10 protein-coding genes are annotated in these 16,615 nt (G+C 47.8%); 9 read left to right on the top strand and 1 reads right to left on the bottom strand.

Annotated elements, in window-relative coordinates:
- The first annotated feature begins 68 nt into the window (after window positions 1-68).
- The 3 genes from AC3G2T_RS10000 to AC3G2T_RS09990 are packed head-to-tail and all read left to right on the top strand — an operon-like array spanning window position 69 to window position 3,017.
- Complete coding sequence (locus AC3G2T_RS10000) at window positions 69-1,229, top strand: Gfo/Idh/MocA family protein (RefSeq protein WP_488435334.1); 1,161 nt, start codon at window positions 69-71, stop codon at window positions 1,227-1,229.
- A gap of 36 nt (window positions 1,230-1,265) precedes the next feature.
- Window positions 1,266-1,895, top strand: coding sequence for a ThuA domain-containing protein (locus AC3G2T_RS09995; protein WP_488435333.1), 630 nt, complete (start codon window positions 1,266-1,268; stop codon window positions 1,893-1,895).
- A 27-nt stretch (window positions 1,896-1,922) separates the two neighbouring features.
- A complete protein-coding gene (locus AC3G2T_RS09990; protein WP_488435332.1) occupies window positions 1,923-3,017 on the top strand; it encodes a Gfo/Idh/MocA family protein in 1,095 nt (364 codons plus the stop codon).
- 791 nt (window positions 3,018-3,808) lie between these two features.
- Here the strand turns inward: AC3G2T_RS09990 and sspI are convergent.
- Window positions 3,809-4,012, bottom strand: coding sequence for a small acid-soluble spore protein SspI (gene sspI, locus AC3G2T_RS09985; protein WP_488435331.1), 204 nt, complete (start codon window positions 4,010-4,012; stop codon window positions 3,809-3,811).
- Between the two features lie 147 nt (window positions 4,013-4,159).
- On the opposite strand from sspI, the gene AC3G2T_RS09980 reads away from it, so the two are divergent.
- From AC3G2T_RS09980 to AC3G2T_RS09955, 6 genes are all read left to right on the top strand, one after another.
- On the top strand, window positions 4,160-4,819 hold the full coding sequence (locus tag AC3G2T_RS09980) for a potassium channel family protein (RefSeq protein WP_488435330.1): 660 nt from the start codon (window positions 4,160-4,162) through the stop codon (window positions 4,817-4,819).
- A gap of 5 nt (window positions 4,820-4,824) precedes the next feature.
- Window positions 4,825-5,616 (top strand): TrmH family RNA methyltransferase, encoded by a 792-nt coding sequence (locus AC3G2T_RS09975; RefSeq protein WP_488435329.1) that lies wholly within the window; start codon window positions 4,825-4,827, stop codon window positions 5,614-5,616.
- Window positions 5,617-6,214: 598 nt separating this feature from the next.
- A complete protein-coding gene (locus AC3G2T_RS09970; RefSeq protein WP_488435328.1) occupies window positions 6,215-6,742 on the top strand; it encodes a hypothetical protein in 528 nt (175 codons plus the stop codon).
- A 54-nt stretch (window positions 6,743-6,796) separates the two neighbouring features.
- Window positions 6,797-7,072: a hypothetical protein gene (locus AC3G2T_RS09965; protein ID WP_474679917.1), complete on the top strand. Its 276-nt coding sequence runs from the start codon at window positions 6,797-6,799 to the stop codon at window positions 7,070-7,072.
- A gap of 48 nt (window positions 7,073-7,120) precedes the next feature.
- Window positions 7,121-7,393, top strand: coding sequence for a hypothetical protein (locus AC3G2T_RS09960; protein ID WP_474679918.1), 273 nt, complete (start codon window positions 7,121-7,123; stop codon window positions 7,391-7,393).
- Window positions 7,394-7,492: 99 nt separating this feature from the next.
- A complete protein-coding gene (locus AC3G2T_RS09955; RefSeq protein WP_488435327.1) occupies window positions 7,493-16,036 on the top strand; it encodes an RHS repeat-associated core domain-containing protein in 8,544 nt (2,847 codons plus the stop codon).
- Window positions 16,037-16,615: the final 579 nt, after the last annotated feature.

The following is a 16,615-nucleotide window of genomic DNA, read 5'->3' as shown; positions in this document are numbered from 1 at the left end:
GTTCGCCGGTTCAACGGACAGACTTCCGGGACATGCATGAATCCGATACCGAAGAGGAGGAAATGGGAATGAAGTCTTTTAACGTAGGTATGGTCGGTTACAAGTTTATGGGGAAGGCGCACAGTCATGCGTACCGGGATTTACATATGTTTTTCCCGCAAACGGCCGTACCGAAAATGAAGCTCATCTGCGGCCGTGATGAAAACGGTGTCAAAACCGCAGCCGAGCAGTTCGGCTGGGAAGGGCACGTCACCGATTGGCGCGAGCTGGTCACGCATCCGGATATCGACATCGTCGATATCAATGCGCCGAGCGACGCGCACAAGGAAATCGCGCTTGCTGCGGCCAAGGCCGGCAAGCATCTGTTCTGCGAGAAGCCGCTGGCGCTGACCCTTGCGGACGCAAGGGAAATGCTGCAGGCGGCTGAGACGGCCGGGGTGAAGCACATGGTCGGCTTCAACTACAGGTTCGCTCCGGCGGTGCAGCTGGCGAAAAAGCTGGTGGCCGACGGCCGCCTCGGCCAGATTTATCATTTCCGCGCCTGGTTCCTGCAGGACTGGATCGTCGATCCGGACTTCCCGCTCGTCTGGCGCTTGCAAAAGGAAGTCGCCGGTTCCGGCTCGCACGGCGACCTGGGCGCACACCTGATCGATCTGGCGCACTTCCTGATCGGGGAAATGACGGAGGTCATCGGCATGAGCGAGACGTTCGTCAAAGAACGCCCGATGCCGGCCTCGATGACAGGTCTCAGCGCGAAGGGCAGCAAGGATGCCCCCCGCGGGCCTGTTACGGTCGACGACGCGACGCTGTTCATGGCGCGTTTTGCCGGCGGCGCTCTCGGCAGCTTCGAGGCGACGCGTTTCGCTCCCGGGCACCGCTGCACGAACGCTTTTGAAATCAACGGCAGCAAGGGCAGCGTGAAGTTCGACTTTGAGCGGATGAACGAGCTGCAGGTTTATTTTACGGACGATGCGGAGGATGTGCAGGGCTTTCGCCGCGTGCTGGCAACCGATCCTTCGCACGCCTACATGGATGCCTGGTGGCCTCCAGGCCATACGATCGGATACGAGCATACGTTTCTTCACGAGGTTGTGGAGCTGATGAACGCGCTGTCGGAAGACCGCCAGCCGGTTCCGAATTTTGTGGATGGCGTGAAATGTCAGGAAGTGCTGGAAGCCGTCGATCAATCGATCGCCGAGCGCCGGTGGGTGCGAATCAGCGAAGTTTAAAACAGATTGGCTAGAAACGAGAGGAGATTGCCGGATATGAGCAAACAAGCGTTAGTCGTATGGGGCGGATGGGACGGCCATCAGCCGGAGGAAGTAGCGGCCATTTTGGGCGGCGTATTGCGCGAAGAAGGCTTCCAGGTCGAAATTTCCGACACGCTGGACAGTTTCAAAGACGCCGAACGGCTGAAAAGCGTCGATCTGATCGTTCCCGTCTGGACGATGGGCAAGATCGAGAAGGAGCAGCTTGCTCCCATGATCGCCGCCGTTCAGGAAGGCGGTACGGGAATTGCCGGCTGCCACGGCGGAATGGGGGATTCGTTCCGCAACGAGGTGGAGTATCAGTACATGGTCGGCGGCCAGTGGGTAGCCCATCCCGGCAACGACGGCGTTACCTATACCGTGCGAATTAAGGACGCAGCGCATCCTTTGACCGAGGGGATCGAAGATTTTGTCGTTGTCTCGGAAAAATATTACATGCATATCGACCCGGCGATTCAGGTGCATGCCGTGACCGATTTCGGCGATGTGGAAATGCCGGTGGTCTGGACGAAAACGTACGGGCAAGGCAAGGTTTACTATTGCTCGCTCGGGCATCAGGCGAACATCGTGAGCATGCCGCAGACACTTGAATTGATGCGCCGCGGGATGCTTTGGGCGGCCAGATAAGCGACAGATCAGGAGGATGGAACTGGAATGAAGAAGATCAAGGTTGGCATCATCGGATGCGGCAATATCAGCGCGATATATATGACCAATATTCCGAAATTCGCTCATTTGGAGCTGGCTGCATGCGCGGATTTGGACCTCGCGCGGGCCAAAGCGAGAGCGGAAGAATTTGCAATCGCCAAAGCGTATTCCGTTAGCGAGCTTTTGGCCGATCCGGACATAGACATCGTGATCAATTTGACGATTCCGGCGGCGCACGCGGAAGTGTGCCTGCAAGTGCTGGAAGCGGGCAAGCACGTATATGTGGAAAAGCCCTTGGCGGTAACCCGCGAGGACGGGCAGCGCATTCTGGAGAAGGCGCGCAGCAAAGGGCTGCTTGTCGGCAGCGCGCCGGACACGTTCCTCGGCGGCGGCATTCAGACGTGCCGCAAGCTGATCGAAGACGGCTGGATCGGCACGCCGGTGGCGGCGACAGCCTTCATGATGGCCAGGGGCCACGAGTTCTGGCACCCCGATCCCGAGTTTTATTATCAACTGGGCGGCGGGCCGATGTTCGATATGGGGCCGTATTATTTGACGGCGCTCGTTGCTTTGCTGGGACCGATCCGCCGCGTGACGGGTTCCGCGGGCATCAGTTACCCGGAGCGGACGATTACGAGCCAGAAGAAATACGGCCAAAAAATCCAGGTCGAAGTGCCTACGCACGTAGCCGGCGTGCTTGATTTCCACAGCGGAGCGATTGCCACGCTGGTCACGAGCTTCGATATTTCGGGAGGCACCAAGCTTCCGAATATCGAAATCTACGGCAGCCGCGGCACATTGCGCGTCCCTGATCCGAATACGTTCGGCGGGCCGGTTTATTTGCACAGGCACGGCGGCGACTGGGAGCCGATTCCGCTGACTCACGGCTATACGGACAACTCGCGCGGGCTGGGCGTAGCCGCGATGGCTCATGCGCTGCTGGACGGCGACACCGGGGCGCACCGCGCGAACGGCGAATTGGCGTACCATGTACTGGAAGCGATGCATGGGTTTCATGACGCATCTGCCGAAGGCAAGCACTACATCATGCAAAGCAGCTGTGAAAAGCCTGCACCCCTTCCGGTATTTTCCGGACTATAATAGTTTTACAACACTCCCCTCTCCTTCGTGCGAGGGGGTGTTTTTTTATGCGGAGCGGTAGGGGTGGCGAGGGATAAACCGGTGCCGGAGAAACACTGAATATACATGTATCAGTAGTAGTTATTTTTAAAAGTATTCAGGCTGTTGAACCCCCCCGCGTTAGTGGCGATAACTACAATCTGCCCGGCTGTACGAAGAAAACCTGCAAAAATACATGAATTTGCGTCCTTGATCGCTGGCCACGAACAATTCCTGCAATTGTGCAGGCTTTTCAGCGCGGACAGGGGCTCAGGTTCACTTTTAGCAAAAATTCCTGCACTTTTGCAGGCTTTTCGCAAAAATAAGCTAATTTTGGAGGAAAAACCTGCATTTTCGCAGGTTTTTCCCTACGACGATGTCTACTGCCCATTTTGTTCAGTTCAGCGACTCACAAGAAGAGGCTAACGCCCAGAAAAAGCGGCTGTCCCTCCAATTAGGGCCTCACTGTTTCCCATAGTCCTAACTGACTGTCGCGACTTTCCAGGGCAGCCTGAAAAACAGCAACTGGACAGAGCTAATAAAGAACGTGTCCTACGGTTAGATCAATTAGGCTTAAAGCTCGACAATATCCGGTCTGTGCAGAACGATACCAATTTGTATCATAAACGTTTCCCGTATAAATAAGATGTTCGGACAATGGCATGATGATGGACGATTTTTAGGGTATTAAACAGCGGCAGTTTAGGACTGATTTTCCCGTCCGTGGCTGCCGCTTTTATGCGCCCGGCCCCGAGGCTCGATTGGCGCGCGGATTATTCCAGATGTTCCTTAAGTGTGTCGACAAGCCCGTTCTGGATGTCTGCGTTGCTGTGCTGCCAAATAATTTCAAAAAGAACGCCCAGCCCCGGAAGCACGCGTTCTTCTCCGCCGATGGATTCCTCAATAATTTCCTGAAGCTCGTCGTTCGATTTATTTTGGACGCGCTGGATGATAGCCTGTCTTAAGGTGATGTTCATGCAAGAACCTCGCTTCCCTTTCGTTATCTTTTCTAATATGCTCAAGTTTGCGCGGCTTCATGCTTTATGCTTTTTTTCGAAAGTGAGATGCCGCCTGATGTATGTTATAATTGAACTTATGTCAAAAGCAGGGAAGGATGAACGCGAATGAAGAAACAATTCGCCGTTATCGGCATAGGCAGGTTCGGTGCGAGTGTTGCCAAAACTTTGTCGCAGTTCGGATTTGAGATTCTTGCCATCGATGACCGGGAAGCGGTCGTACAGGAAATTTCACCTCTGGTCACTCATGCGGTTCAAGCCGATTCGACGGACGAGGACGCGCTCCGGGCTCTGGGCATACGCAATTTTGACGTTGTTATCGTAGCGATCGGGGAGGACATCCAGGCCAGCATTTTGACTACGCTCATTTTAAAAGAAATGGGCATTGCTACGATCGTAGTGAAAGCTGTGAACGAACTGCACGGAAAAGTGCTGAAAAAAATCGGCGCGGATAAAGTCATTTTTCCGGAAAGAGATATGGGCCAGCGCGTCGCGCATCACCTGATTTCATCTAACATTTTGGACTATATCGAGCTTTCCGCCGATTACAGCATCGTGGAGGTTCAAGTCTCGCGGCAGATGATCGGCAAAAGCTTGCGGCATCTCGACATTCGCGCCAAATATGGCTGCAACGTCATCGCTATCAAACAGGGCCAAAACCTGATCATCCCGCCGAGCGCCGAAGAGCCTCTTAAGGAGCATGATATTTTGGTCATCGTAGGGAAAAATACGGATCTTCAAACTTTTGAAGTGACTTTTGCGGAGTAGGGATCATGATACATATTGAAATTATGTCGGTACAAAACCCCCGCGTCAAAGAATGGGCGCAGCTGCTGGATCGCCGCGGCAGGGACAAGCAGGGGAAATATTTGATCGAAGGCTACCACTTGGTGGAGGAAGCGGTTCGGGCGGGAGCCCCCGTGCTGAGCGTTATTTACAGCAAGGAAAAAGGTTTGCCCGGCAGCCTGGTGGAAGCGGTACCCGCTCATGTGGAGCGGATAGCGGTGAGTCAGGCTGTGCTGGAAAAATGCTCGGATACGCAGACGCCGCAGGGGGTTTTGGCCGTTGTAGCCAAGCAAGGCCTGACTGCGGAGGAGCTGCTTGCGGCCGGGCCGGATTTGGCGGTCGTCCTGGACGGCGTCCAGGACCCCGGCAATCTCGGCACGATCATACGCAGCGCGGATGCGGTCGGCGCCGGCGCCGTCGTGATCGGCCGAGGTACGGTCGATCTGTACAATCCCAAGGCGATCCGCTCGACGATGGGATCGCTTTATCATCTGCCGATCGTGGAGGCAGATTTGTTGGAGCTGCTGCCGCGCGCGCACGAACGCGGTGTGCAGCTTGTCACCACGAGCCTGCAAGCGCAACGCTCGTGCTACGAAACGGACCTGCGCCGGCCAACATGGCTGGTCATGGGCAACGAGGCCAAGGGGGTCTCGCCGGAGGTGGCGGCGCTGTCGGATGTGCAGGTCATCATCCCGATGCAGGGTCAGGCCGAGTCGCTCAACGTCGCCATGGCCGCGACGGTGCTGCTGTTCGAGGCTTCGCGTCAGCGGCTTGTGTGACCAAACAATAATTCCTGTGTGTGAGTTATAACGTAAATTGAGACTGATTATAACATCAAAACGAGACAACCAGATGGCATCAAAACCCTTGTAATACAAGGATTTTGATGCCATCTGGTTTATATATGAAGATGATGCGGAAGCGACGCCGAAATCCAAAGCGAACGCGTATGGTTCATGAACCGCGCGCCTAATGTGCTGACGGTGACTTTGCCGGTCACCATACATCTGACTTAAGAACTTGGACCAAATATAGGGCTGACTGTTGAGTTGGTTTGACATACTTTTCCTTTTTTTGAATATATAATTATCGTTACGAGCAGCGGTACGATGTCTTGCCCTTAAGTTAACAAAACTTTTGACTGCTGCATCATTTATAGGGGGGTGACCCGAAAAAAGGCTGCACCCAGCCAGTTGGTATTTATTCTACATCCCACGGGGAGATCATCATCATGGTGGCGATGGGAGCGGATCGGGAAGAAGCGTTGTTGAGAGCCTTGCAGTCGAAAAGCTGGACGACCTTCCGCGATACCGCATTTGCCGCTTGGCAGGCCAAGCACGCCAGACTCCAAGCCGAGCGCATCGGCTGTGGTTGGATTTGGCGGGCAAGGATACTTCGAAGCTTCGAAGCCTGGAACGAGAGGAACTGATTCGCCAAACGCTGTATTGGATCATCGGCGTGCAATTCGATCCCACGCCTTCGGAAGTCGGACAGATTGTGGAGAAGCTCGTCCGCATAGAGCAGGCGCAATTACCCGACATGTTCCGGCACCTCTCGAATGACGAATGGGAGACGGCAGGCAGTGATTTCCTCGCGTTTCTCCAACTGATTAAAAAAAGGAGTGAGGTTTTTATGGCGTTAGTATTTAATAATGCAAATGTTGAACATGGGAAGTCTTACACTTTCACGTTCAACCAGAAGGTTTCTGATGTAACCGTGGGAATTCAGGGCTATTCTGTGAGATATCCTAGTAGTGACAACCATGTCCGGAAAATCAATGTCAACGCAGAAATTGCAAGTATATCTGGACAACAGGTGACAGTAACCGCAACCTGTGTAATGCATGACGATTCCAATAACTATGCCTATGGAAGTGTTGATATCACATGTATAGCAGTTGTATGATACCTCCTGCATGTTTCTCGTTGATGTATAAAATCAGAAAAGGAGTGGAGTGAAATGGCTTTTAAGAGTCTGAGTCAAACAGTAGGACATGGTAAGACACATACCTTTACGTTTCCATCAAAGGTGGCAAGTGCTAGTACATTAGTGCAAGGATATACGATGGAATATTCTAATAGTGACAACCATGTCAGAGAACAGAAAGTCAAAGCATCAATTATTTCCGTATCGGGAAATAATGTATCGGTATCTGCTACATGTGAGATGTATGATGATTCCAACAATCGTGCACCTGGAAATGTTGATATTTTATGCCTGGCTGAGCTTGAATAAACTAGGACGGCCTAACCTGCTATAACTCAAGAAGTAAAGGAGTGGAATATGATGGCGATAGTATTTGTAAGTCAGGCTGTAAGCAACGGAGATTCCGCCACATTTATATTTCAACAAGAATTGTTAAGCGCAACGGCGTTTGTACAAGGGTATCAACTTTCATATCCTAGGAGCGACAACCACTTAAAAAAGGCAACTGTCAAATGTGAAACTACTGTTAAAGGTAAACAAGTAACAGTAAAGGCAATATGTCAGGGAAATGATAGCAGCGGCAACAATGCAACCGGTACTATTAATATAACGTGTGTCGTAGAGATGTAATTAATAAATAAGGTACACAGCGAATAATAATAGGGTTTCATATGTAATCAGCATATGGAGCCCTATAATATCGTATCCAAGCTAAGTGGGAGGCTTGACATGGGAGAAAAAAATAACACCATGAATCAAATTCAGATACCTGAAATACGAACATTCCAATTTGACAGCAAATCGGTCGGCGATATAAAAAACAGTGTGAACCTTTTTCGTGGAGATGTCAATTTCAGTGAGAATATCGTCAGCTTGAGCGGCAGAAACGGATTGGATGTCAATGTGACCGCTATTTATCTTAGCAATGTCCAATCACAGATAAACAAAACAAATGAACAAGCCCCTACCGGAATAATGGGGTTGGGCTGGGAGATGCCATATGACAGGATTTACAGGGAAAACAGTAATGCCTATGAGACTCCTAACATCAATTACACGCTGGAAACGGGCGGAAATGCCCTGGCGTTGGTCAGGACAACAGTAGAAATATCTTTGTTTGATTTGCCTTCTACTTCAAAATTACTTCTGGCAGAGGGAAAAATATCACATGAACTAGCCGGTCTATTTCATAAAAACGGGATACGTATAGGTACTAATGCCAAGGTATGTTATCGGCAGGCAGATGAAAATTGGCTTGTAACCGACTATGCGAATGAGACGCAGTATAAAATCCTACCGAAGGATGAGAGGTTGCTGGTATACGATGGAGGACTGGGGTATGAAACGGTAGACTATCAATTCTGGAAAATATCCTACTATCCCGACTTTGAACGCTGGGTTGTAATAAAAGAGAATGGAATCACCTATTCCTTTGGCGGAGGGGTGTACATAGACAATAATGGCAATAAGACCTGTGGACAGAACCAGATACAATGGGGGGTGCGCTGGGGCAACTGGATAGGAAGCAGCAGTCTTACAGATGGCCAGGAGCAGTATCCCAGAGTATGGAATATGCATACTGCATCAAGCCTTTGGGGTGATACCATTCAATATGAGTACGAAACTGTAGAGCAAAAGGTTGGAAGCGAAAGTGGCAGGGTATATACAAAGGCGTGCTATTTGAAAAGTATAACTGACGTATTTGGGAGGAAGGTCATTTACTTTTATAGAGACAAGGAAATCACGGAGTATGCTGATCCTCATAAGGAAGTACCGGATAATAGTCCCAATCCCTATCAGGATTGCTATGAGACCAAGTATCTTGACAGCATCCAGGTTCATGGCGTAAACGGGCATCGTCTTTTCTCGGTGCAATTTGATTTCTGCATCAAAAATGTATCGGATGACAGCAGCAACCCTCACTTCAATAAGCGCTATTTGACAAATATGGTGAGAAAAAACCCTGATGGAAATTCACTGCCGGGCATCCTATTTGAGTATATCTGGACGAATGACCCCAATCAGCATAGAGGGGGCGTCAGGAAAATCACATATCCCGATGGAGGAAGTGTTACATACACATACGAAAAAAATGTACTGAAGCTGTGTGACAGGAGCATGCAGATTGATAACCCATGGCCGGGCAAAGGTTCTCCAAGAATATGGTATGGCAGCGATTATGCTGTAGTGATATGGTACAGTGAGGACAACAGCATCATGCGTTTGACGGTATATTCCTGGGTAGGGAAATGGTATGGATGGTCATGGGTTGTTAATGGCAGTGGAGACATTCAAGAAAACATAGATATTGAAAGCTTGAATGTGCAAACAGGAGATGATTTTTTTGCATTGCTGTACAAAACGGAAGGCACTTCGTTTCCAGTGAACAAGGTCTTTGTATTTCACAAAAACGAATGGTGCCAAGGACAGTGGCATCTGCCTTATGAAGCGAGTTTTAATTACAATAAATGGCTTCCGCAGTCTGTTGCGGGAGACAGCTTCGTTATTGTATATAACGCGTCAGAGAATGCCCCGGATAACAAAATGACAAGACTGAGTTGGGATATGTTGCAAAAAAAATGGATAGAGGAAGATTTGGGAGCATGCCCCAATCCTAATCGCAGTGATGTTTCTTTGACCGCAGGAAACGGGTATTACATTGTTATGGACTGCCCCCGAAATGATTCGCAAAACAACAGAATGCAAATGTTCTACCGGGATGGTAAAGGCGAGTGGCATAATGGTCCACAGTACTCTCCCACCCAGATAAAACTGGCCAGAAATTCATCGGGTAGTCCTTTTTACCAGTGGGCAGCAGGGCAGTCCATGGCAGCGTTTGCATATATAAGCTATTATTATACCACCGGTTGTGAATATAACCTGTTGATATTTCAATGGGACGAAGGATTCACAACGATCCGGCAGCAGACGCAAGCACAGAAATTTTACATGTACACCTCCATACTGCCTTGGATTTCGACGGGGATTATCGAGGACAGTCTTGTTGCCAGTGGCCCGTTCCTGTACCGCTATAATGGGGCTGAGTGGAAAGGGAAAAGCATGGATCAGGGCTCATCGGACAGCAAAATGGTATTTAATTGGTATGGCTATGCCGAGGATTTGATTTTGTCTTCAAGAGTGGATCAATCCTACCATACCGATCCGGTAGCTAAGTACCATTTGTACCAGCCTGCATCAGGCACCGGTTCATATGATATGCCCGGCGATATGCCGTGGCATGACAAATATAAATATAAGCTGCAATACTACCCCACAGCTGGTGCAGATTATGTGACTTTCGATAAGGAAATTTTTTATCGCGGTACAAACTGGGTTAAGCCGGACGGTAATAATCCCATACAGAATCCTGTTTATATCATGCCCAATATAGTGGATACCCGGGCGGTAATAAATTGTGCCCCTGAGATTATAATAGCCCTGAACTGTAACGATGAGGGTAATCCCACAAGCACTACGGCTTATTACTTGTCGGATGGCAAGGTAAGCAGAAGTGAGAATATCTATATCAACCGGAATGGCAGTATGAAAGATGCCGTGTATTACCAGATTGTCGGGAAAATAGCCGAAAGCATACAAACAGGTCTTGAAGTAAATTTAAATGGCAAAGCACCTTCAAGGGGGGGGATGCTTGCGCTATATGCCAAAGGTGAAAAGTTTGAAGAAGCCGGCAGCATACAGCTTAATAAATACATCAGCAATCATATTGCAGGAAGTATTGAGGATTATCCGGTAACCTCCATTGCGATCAATGACGGATATAACACTGACTATACAAGCTACCAGTATAATTTCCAGAGTGCTTTGGCAGACCCCTCATGTACGGTTGCAAAATACTATGAGGTAAAAGCTTTATACGGAAGCGGAACCGGCAAATATGGATATACGGTCTACAATTATTTCAATGGCATTATGCCTGATGTGAACACCCATGCATATCCATCCACTTTGGAAGGAAATGACGAGCAGAATTATTACAGCTTGTTAGATGGCATGCTATACAAGAAAAAGTCATACAACAATGAAGATAAGTGTGTGGAAGCTGTCACCACTTCGTGGAGGGCATATACAACAAGGTCGGATGGACAGAATCTATATACATTGGTTAACGGGTATGTCAGGATGCGTGGTGAAACGGCTATAACGGATGGGGTAGAGAACACTGCGGTATACCAGCAAAACCTTGTAAACGGTCAGGATTCACTTGTGCAAACAAGCAATTATAATATAAATGGGCAAGAGGAAATCATCAGCACAGAAAACAAATACCTTTTTGAAGGATATGAAATTGCGACAGGTTTAAACTATCTTACTCCTGTGATCCAGGAGAAAAGCATGGTAGATGGAATTATAATCGGTGTGAAAGTGGAAACGTGGAAATTATGGGAACAGGATACAGGCGAAGAAATCCTTCAGATTCCTGCATCATGGAAACAGTATATGCTGAGTACATATACCGACACACCCGATTTCCCATTCCAAAGTGAAAGCATACCTACCCAATGGGTGCAGGTAGCTGAGACGGTAAAACGGACCAGTAAAGGCTTGCTTTGCGAAATGATTGATATTGACGGCATAAAACAGGTTGCAAAGTATGATGAGAAACAAATGCTGGCAATTGCAGGTTTTGTAAATGCAAATGCAGATGAGGTGCTGTTCGGCAGCTTCGAAGAATATGAGAATACGCATGATTGGCAGTTTGATGCCAATGCCCGATTGGTGATAGGTGAGGGCCACTGTGGCAAAAACAGTGTAGAAATAAGGCCGGGAGCAGCTTTAGATGGTCTCAAGACCAAGCTGGAGATAGCTAGGTGCAGCAATGCTTACCTTGTGAGCTTTTGGATAAAGACACCGGATGGCTTTGACGGCGACACAGGAGAAGCGGGCTGTCATGTCATACTGAAAAAAGATCAGCAGGAGATATCAAGACAGATATCGGTCATACCACCTACAAGTATGGAGTGGAGCTATATAAGCAGCAGGATCGCTGTTCCACAAACGGAGGAGGGGGGAAATCTTGAGATTGAAATCTACTTTGATAACAATAAAACAACCCAAAGTTACCTTTTGGATGATATAAGGTTTTCACCTTTCCTGTGCACGTACAACGGTATGGTGTATGATCCGGATTATTGCCTTACACTTGCCCAGTTGGGTTCAAACAGAGAAGTAATTCGCTATATATTTGATGAATATCAAAGGACGATAGGCATACAAGGGCCTGATGATAATATGGCGAAGGTTTCCAGTACAGCTTATTCAAGGAAAAGAAACCATTCATTTGATCCCTTGTATCCCAATAGCACCTTGGAAGTTCAGGCACGTTTGGGCGGTAGGTACATTGATTTCTACAGCTATCCTGACTGGCAGCAGTTTTTTGAAACTGATGTCCCTGGGCAGTTTGAAATAAATGAAGGTACACTTTGCTATCTCGGACATGAAAGTATAAGTCTTGATATGATAAGGCCAGACTATCAGAATAACTATTGTGTCTGTATTAGTATGGAAGGATTGTCACAAAAGGAAAGCATACAGATGGACAAAGATTGTATAGCACAAATGAACAGCGGTGGAATGCCGCCAATGCTGATGGAGAAATTTGCTTCACTGGCAGCTAAAATCAGCATACATCCTGTGATCATGGACAGAAAATGGCAGATACAATTATCCGACCGTCCCGTCCTATGCATAGACTATGATGGAAAAGAATTTATCATCACCAGAGAAGCACCTATCATTACGGATGTAGGGGTACGTATAGGCGATAGTATGCAGGTATTATGGAATGCTGCCTCAGGACAGTGGGAGCTGTACGACTATTCTGTATCAAGCTCTGCTGTTATGACAAAGCTGCAGCCGGAAATGAAAATAACCAACTGGCTCGTCATTGTGTCTCAAAATACCTTATTGTTTTATGGAGACGGCATCCAGATATTTGGGTATAACGCGCAGCAGCAAATATCCGGAAGGTTTGGCCTTTTGCTGTCCCAACCTGTTGCGCTGAGCAATATCATGGCTGTAAAAGAGCCAATTACAGGTTTAGTATATACAGACGGATCAGGCAAGACAAGGCAAACCCAACAGCTAATAGATGGAAAATCTCTAGTATCGGGAGTCGTTTATGATGATATAGGGCAGGAGGCATGTACGACAAAAGAAGCACAGCTGGCACCGGAAGAGGCAATACCCGTATTAGCCTATCGCAAAGACTTTGCTGTAATGAACTGGGAAAATGGCACAATGGGAGGAGAAGTAGGCCTTTATTACAGCCCGGGTGGTGATGGCTACTCTGACGATGAAGGCTATCCATTTTCACGAAAAGTCTATGAGGCATCACCCTTGGGACGTGAAATTGCTGTAGGAAAGCCGGGCAGCACCTATGCAGTCAACCTGGCGAGCAATCATTACAAGACCATTACCTATCATGCAAATACAGGGCAGGAACCGCTCCAATTGCCGGTTGGACAGTATCTTGTCCAGACAACAAAGGATGAAAATGGCAGGGTACAAATGCGTATAACAGATAAGCGCGGAACCCAAATTGCCGAGATTAAAAACGCGCAGCAGGCCGATAATGCCATAAGCACCTATGAAGAGCATTATTCCTACACAGCAGAGTTTTCTGGAGTTACAAGAACAATTTTGCCGCCTAACTGGTATCGTTCACCACAAGACGAGAGCAGCAAAACTGTCATGAAAATCCAAAACAAGTATAACCTGCTGGGTCAACTGGTAGAAAAAAGGATGCCGGATGCCGGTTCTGAGCCTGGAAACGGTATGTATAATTATGTATACACCACTTCCGGAAAGCTGCGATTTATGCAAAACCCGGAGGGCTATGCAGCAGCCAGGCCGTATATTTTATACTGGCTGTATGATACGATAGGCCGTGTTCTCGCTGTAGGAGTTTCATATTATAATGGCAGCCTTGATACACTTTGGCAGTATGCTGATGAAACGGGATGGCTTCCCCCAGATACGGAATACCTGCATTTCAAGCAATACGTATATGACAGCAATCCCGGCTGTCCCGATGGAAATCCAAATCCGGATCAAATAGGTAGGATGACCGAAGTGACTGTATATGAACAGGAAAGTAATGGTGAGATCATGTCAGTGGAAGAATTCATGTATGATATAAACGGCAATGTGACCGACTATTCCATATACGCTCCTTCCTTTGGCAATGAGAAGTATTTGACAAAATACCAATACGATAACCTTGGAGATGCAGTCGAAATACGGTATCCCGCAGGGGATATCAACATCTGCTACAGCTATGACAATATAGGCAGGTTGTGTGCGATAGGAACAGAAGAGCAACCGAATTGCCATGCTGAACTTGCCTATTCCGCTTATCAAATGCTCGGCTCTGAAACCATACACGGAGTTGGGGATATGAAAATTCAGAGGAATTACAGCTACAATTCTCCAGGGTGGATAACCGGTACGGAGGACAGGTATTTTAGGGAAAGAATCTATTATAGTGAAAATGGATACAATGGTGCGGCATACTACAATGGAAGGATTGCCTCAGTAGAAAGCCGGTATTTGATGCTCGATACCGAAGGATTATTTCCGCCATCCTATGAATACCGTTATGCCTATGATGGATTAGGGAGGCTGGGAACAGCACAAAACACAGCCGACGATGAATGGAGTATAGGGACTGTAACTCCTACAACTTATGATGCCAATAACAACATTCTGGCAATAAATGATGGAGTGACAGAGAATACTGAATATATATACCAGGCCGGAAGCAACAAAGTGATTGAAATGATTGGCAGTAACAGTCGGCGCTGTGAATATAATCTTGACGGAGCCATAGCAAGAGTACCGGGCAGATTTGAACAGCTTAATTATAATAAATTCAACAGTCAAGTGACCCGCATAACTGACGCCGATGGGGATACAGTTTCTTTTGGATATGCCGGAAGAGAACAGAGGGTATTGAAAACCACTGCTGCATGTAAAAAACTTTACATCCACGGCTTGAACAACTATCCATTGGTTGAATTGACCAAATTTGGGGACGGCAGCACAACAGTGACCAGTCATATATATGGTCCGAGAGGGCTTATTAAGCAGTACAAGGATGCGCGGGAGCTTTTATTTATTAATGACCATCAAGCTTCGGTAAGGGCTGTCGCAGATGGCTTATCCGGGCAGGTACTGGCCGCCTATGCATATAGTCCTTTTGGGGGTATGATGTGTACTCCATATGGGGAAGGCAGTATTTCGGATTACCTGTATACAGGACAGGAACTGGACAGACAAACAGGTCTTTACAACTACCGATCTAGGATGTATGACCCTTCAATTGGACGTTTCTATTCAATGGATTCTGCCGGGCAGTATTTCAGTCCCTATATATATGCAGGAAATGACCCCATATCTCTGGTTGATCCTGACGGACAAATGGCTTTTGCTACAATTGTTGCCATAACTGCGGCTACAGGGGCGGCATTAGGGGCTGTCGGAGGCGGAATATATGCAGGTGTAAGTGGACATTCAGGAGGGCAGATAGCCAAAGATATCTTTGCGGGACTTGGAATTGGTTTCCTTGCAGGGCTGCTGGCAGGCACAGGTGTGGGGGCTTATGCCGTTGCAGCAGGTGCTACAGCAGGTGCAGTTGCGTCTACCACTGTTACATCTATGCTGACAGGTTCGGTTATTGCTGGTGGTGTAAACGCGGGAACCTCTCTGATTAAGGCAGGTGTTAGTGGTGATTGGTCTGTGACGGATATATTTGCGTCAATAGGAGTTGGCGCAGTGTCAGGTGCAGTAGCATGGGGGGTCGGATCTGGTGTAAGCAGCAAGCTGACTTCAACAGCAGCATCCAGAGTTGGACAAATGTCCTCGAAACAGCTTTATGCCCTGGGCAGCGGTATAGGCGCCGTATCTGATGGGGTAGGAACTGTAGTGGGGCAAACTGTGGCAAATTTGATGGATATGGCACAGGGAAACGATGTAAATTGGGGTAAAAGCCTTGGTATAGCGGGAGGAGTAGGCGGTTTCTTTGGGGGTATAAACGGCGCAGCGGGAGCAAGATTCATGTCCACCAAGCAAACCAGCATAACAACAAGGGTTTTCTTACCTGATGATACCATATACTACACTTTTGAAGGGAGCGGCTTTTTGCAATTTACAACCAGCTATGAGAACTTTGCCGAAAAATATGGGACAGCAATATCTAGAGCTATAGGAGTTTTTGCTGGCTCTACACAAAACGGAGTGTCTGAAGCCACCTGATGATTATGCTGAGCCGTAAAAAATAGAAAAAATTTTTCACCGCCTAATTGAAGAGCTAGGAAGCAGAGGGGCTGTTTCCTAGCTCTTTATGTTGTACGTCCGGCAATCCAACCGGGGATGAGCATTATTCTGTAATATTGTGTTCCTTATAGGTTTTGCCATTGTCTACATACAGTTGGGTGTAGGCGTCAAATAAATTCCTGTTCTCAATCGGCGATTTTCTATGACTGGGGGCATTACACATGGTTTTTTTTAATTGAAAAACGTGATCAAGGCTTAAAGACAATGTTTTTTTGATTGTTTGTCTGAGCTTATCTTATAAAAATATAAGGTTTGTCCAATCGTATGTTATAAACAGTCTCAGGCAATCTTATAAAAACAGCCCTAAACGTGTTGGTTTTGTCTCAAATGATCTTATAACTCACACCAGCCCACGTCCCCAAATAACTGTCCAGGAATACTGCTGAATACATGTAAATGTGCGATTTTACGACGGTTAAGCAATTAAAAGCATGTTAAAGACGGAGAAAACCGCCCATCAAAAGGACGGTTAATTAAACTATCATTCTCAATATCTGA

This window comes from Paenibacillus sp. sgz302191 (genome assembly GCF_057749925.1).
This window is presented reverse-complemented; position numbering and strand designations above follow the sequence as displayed.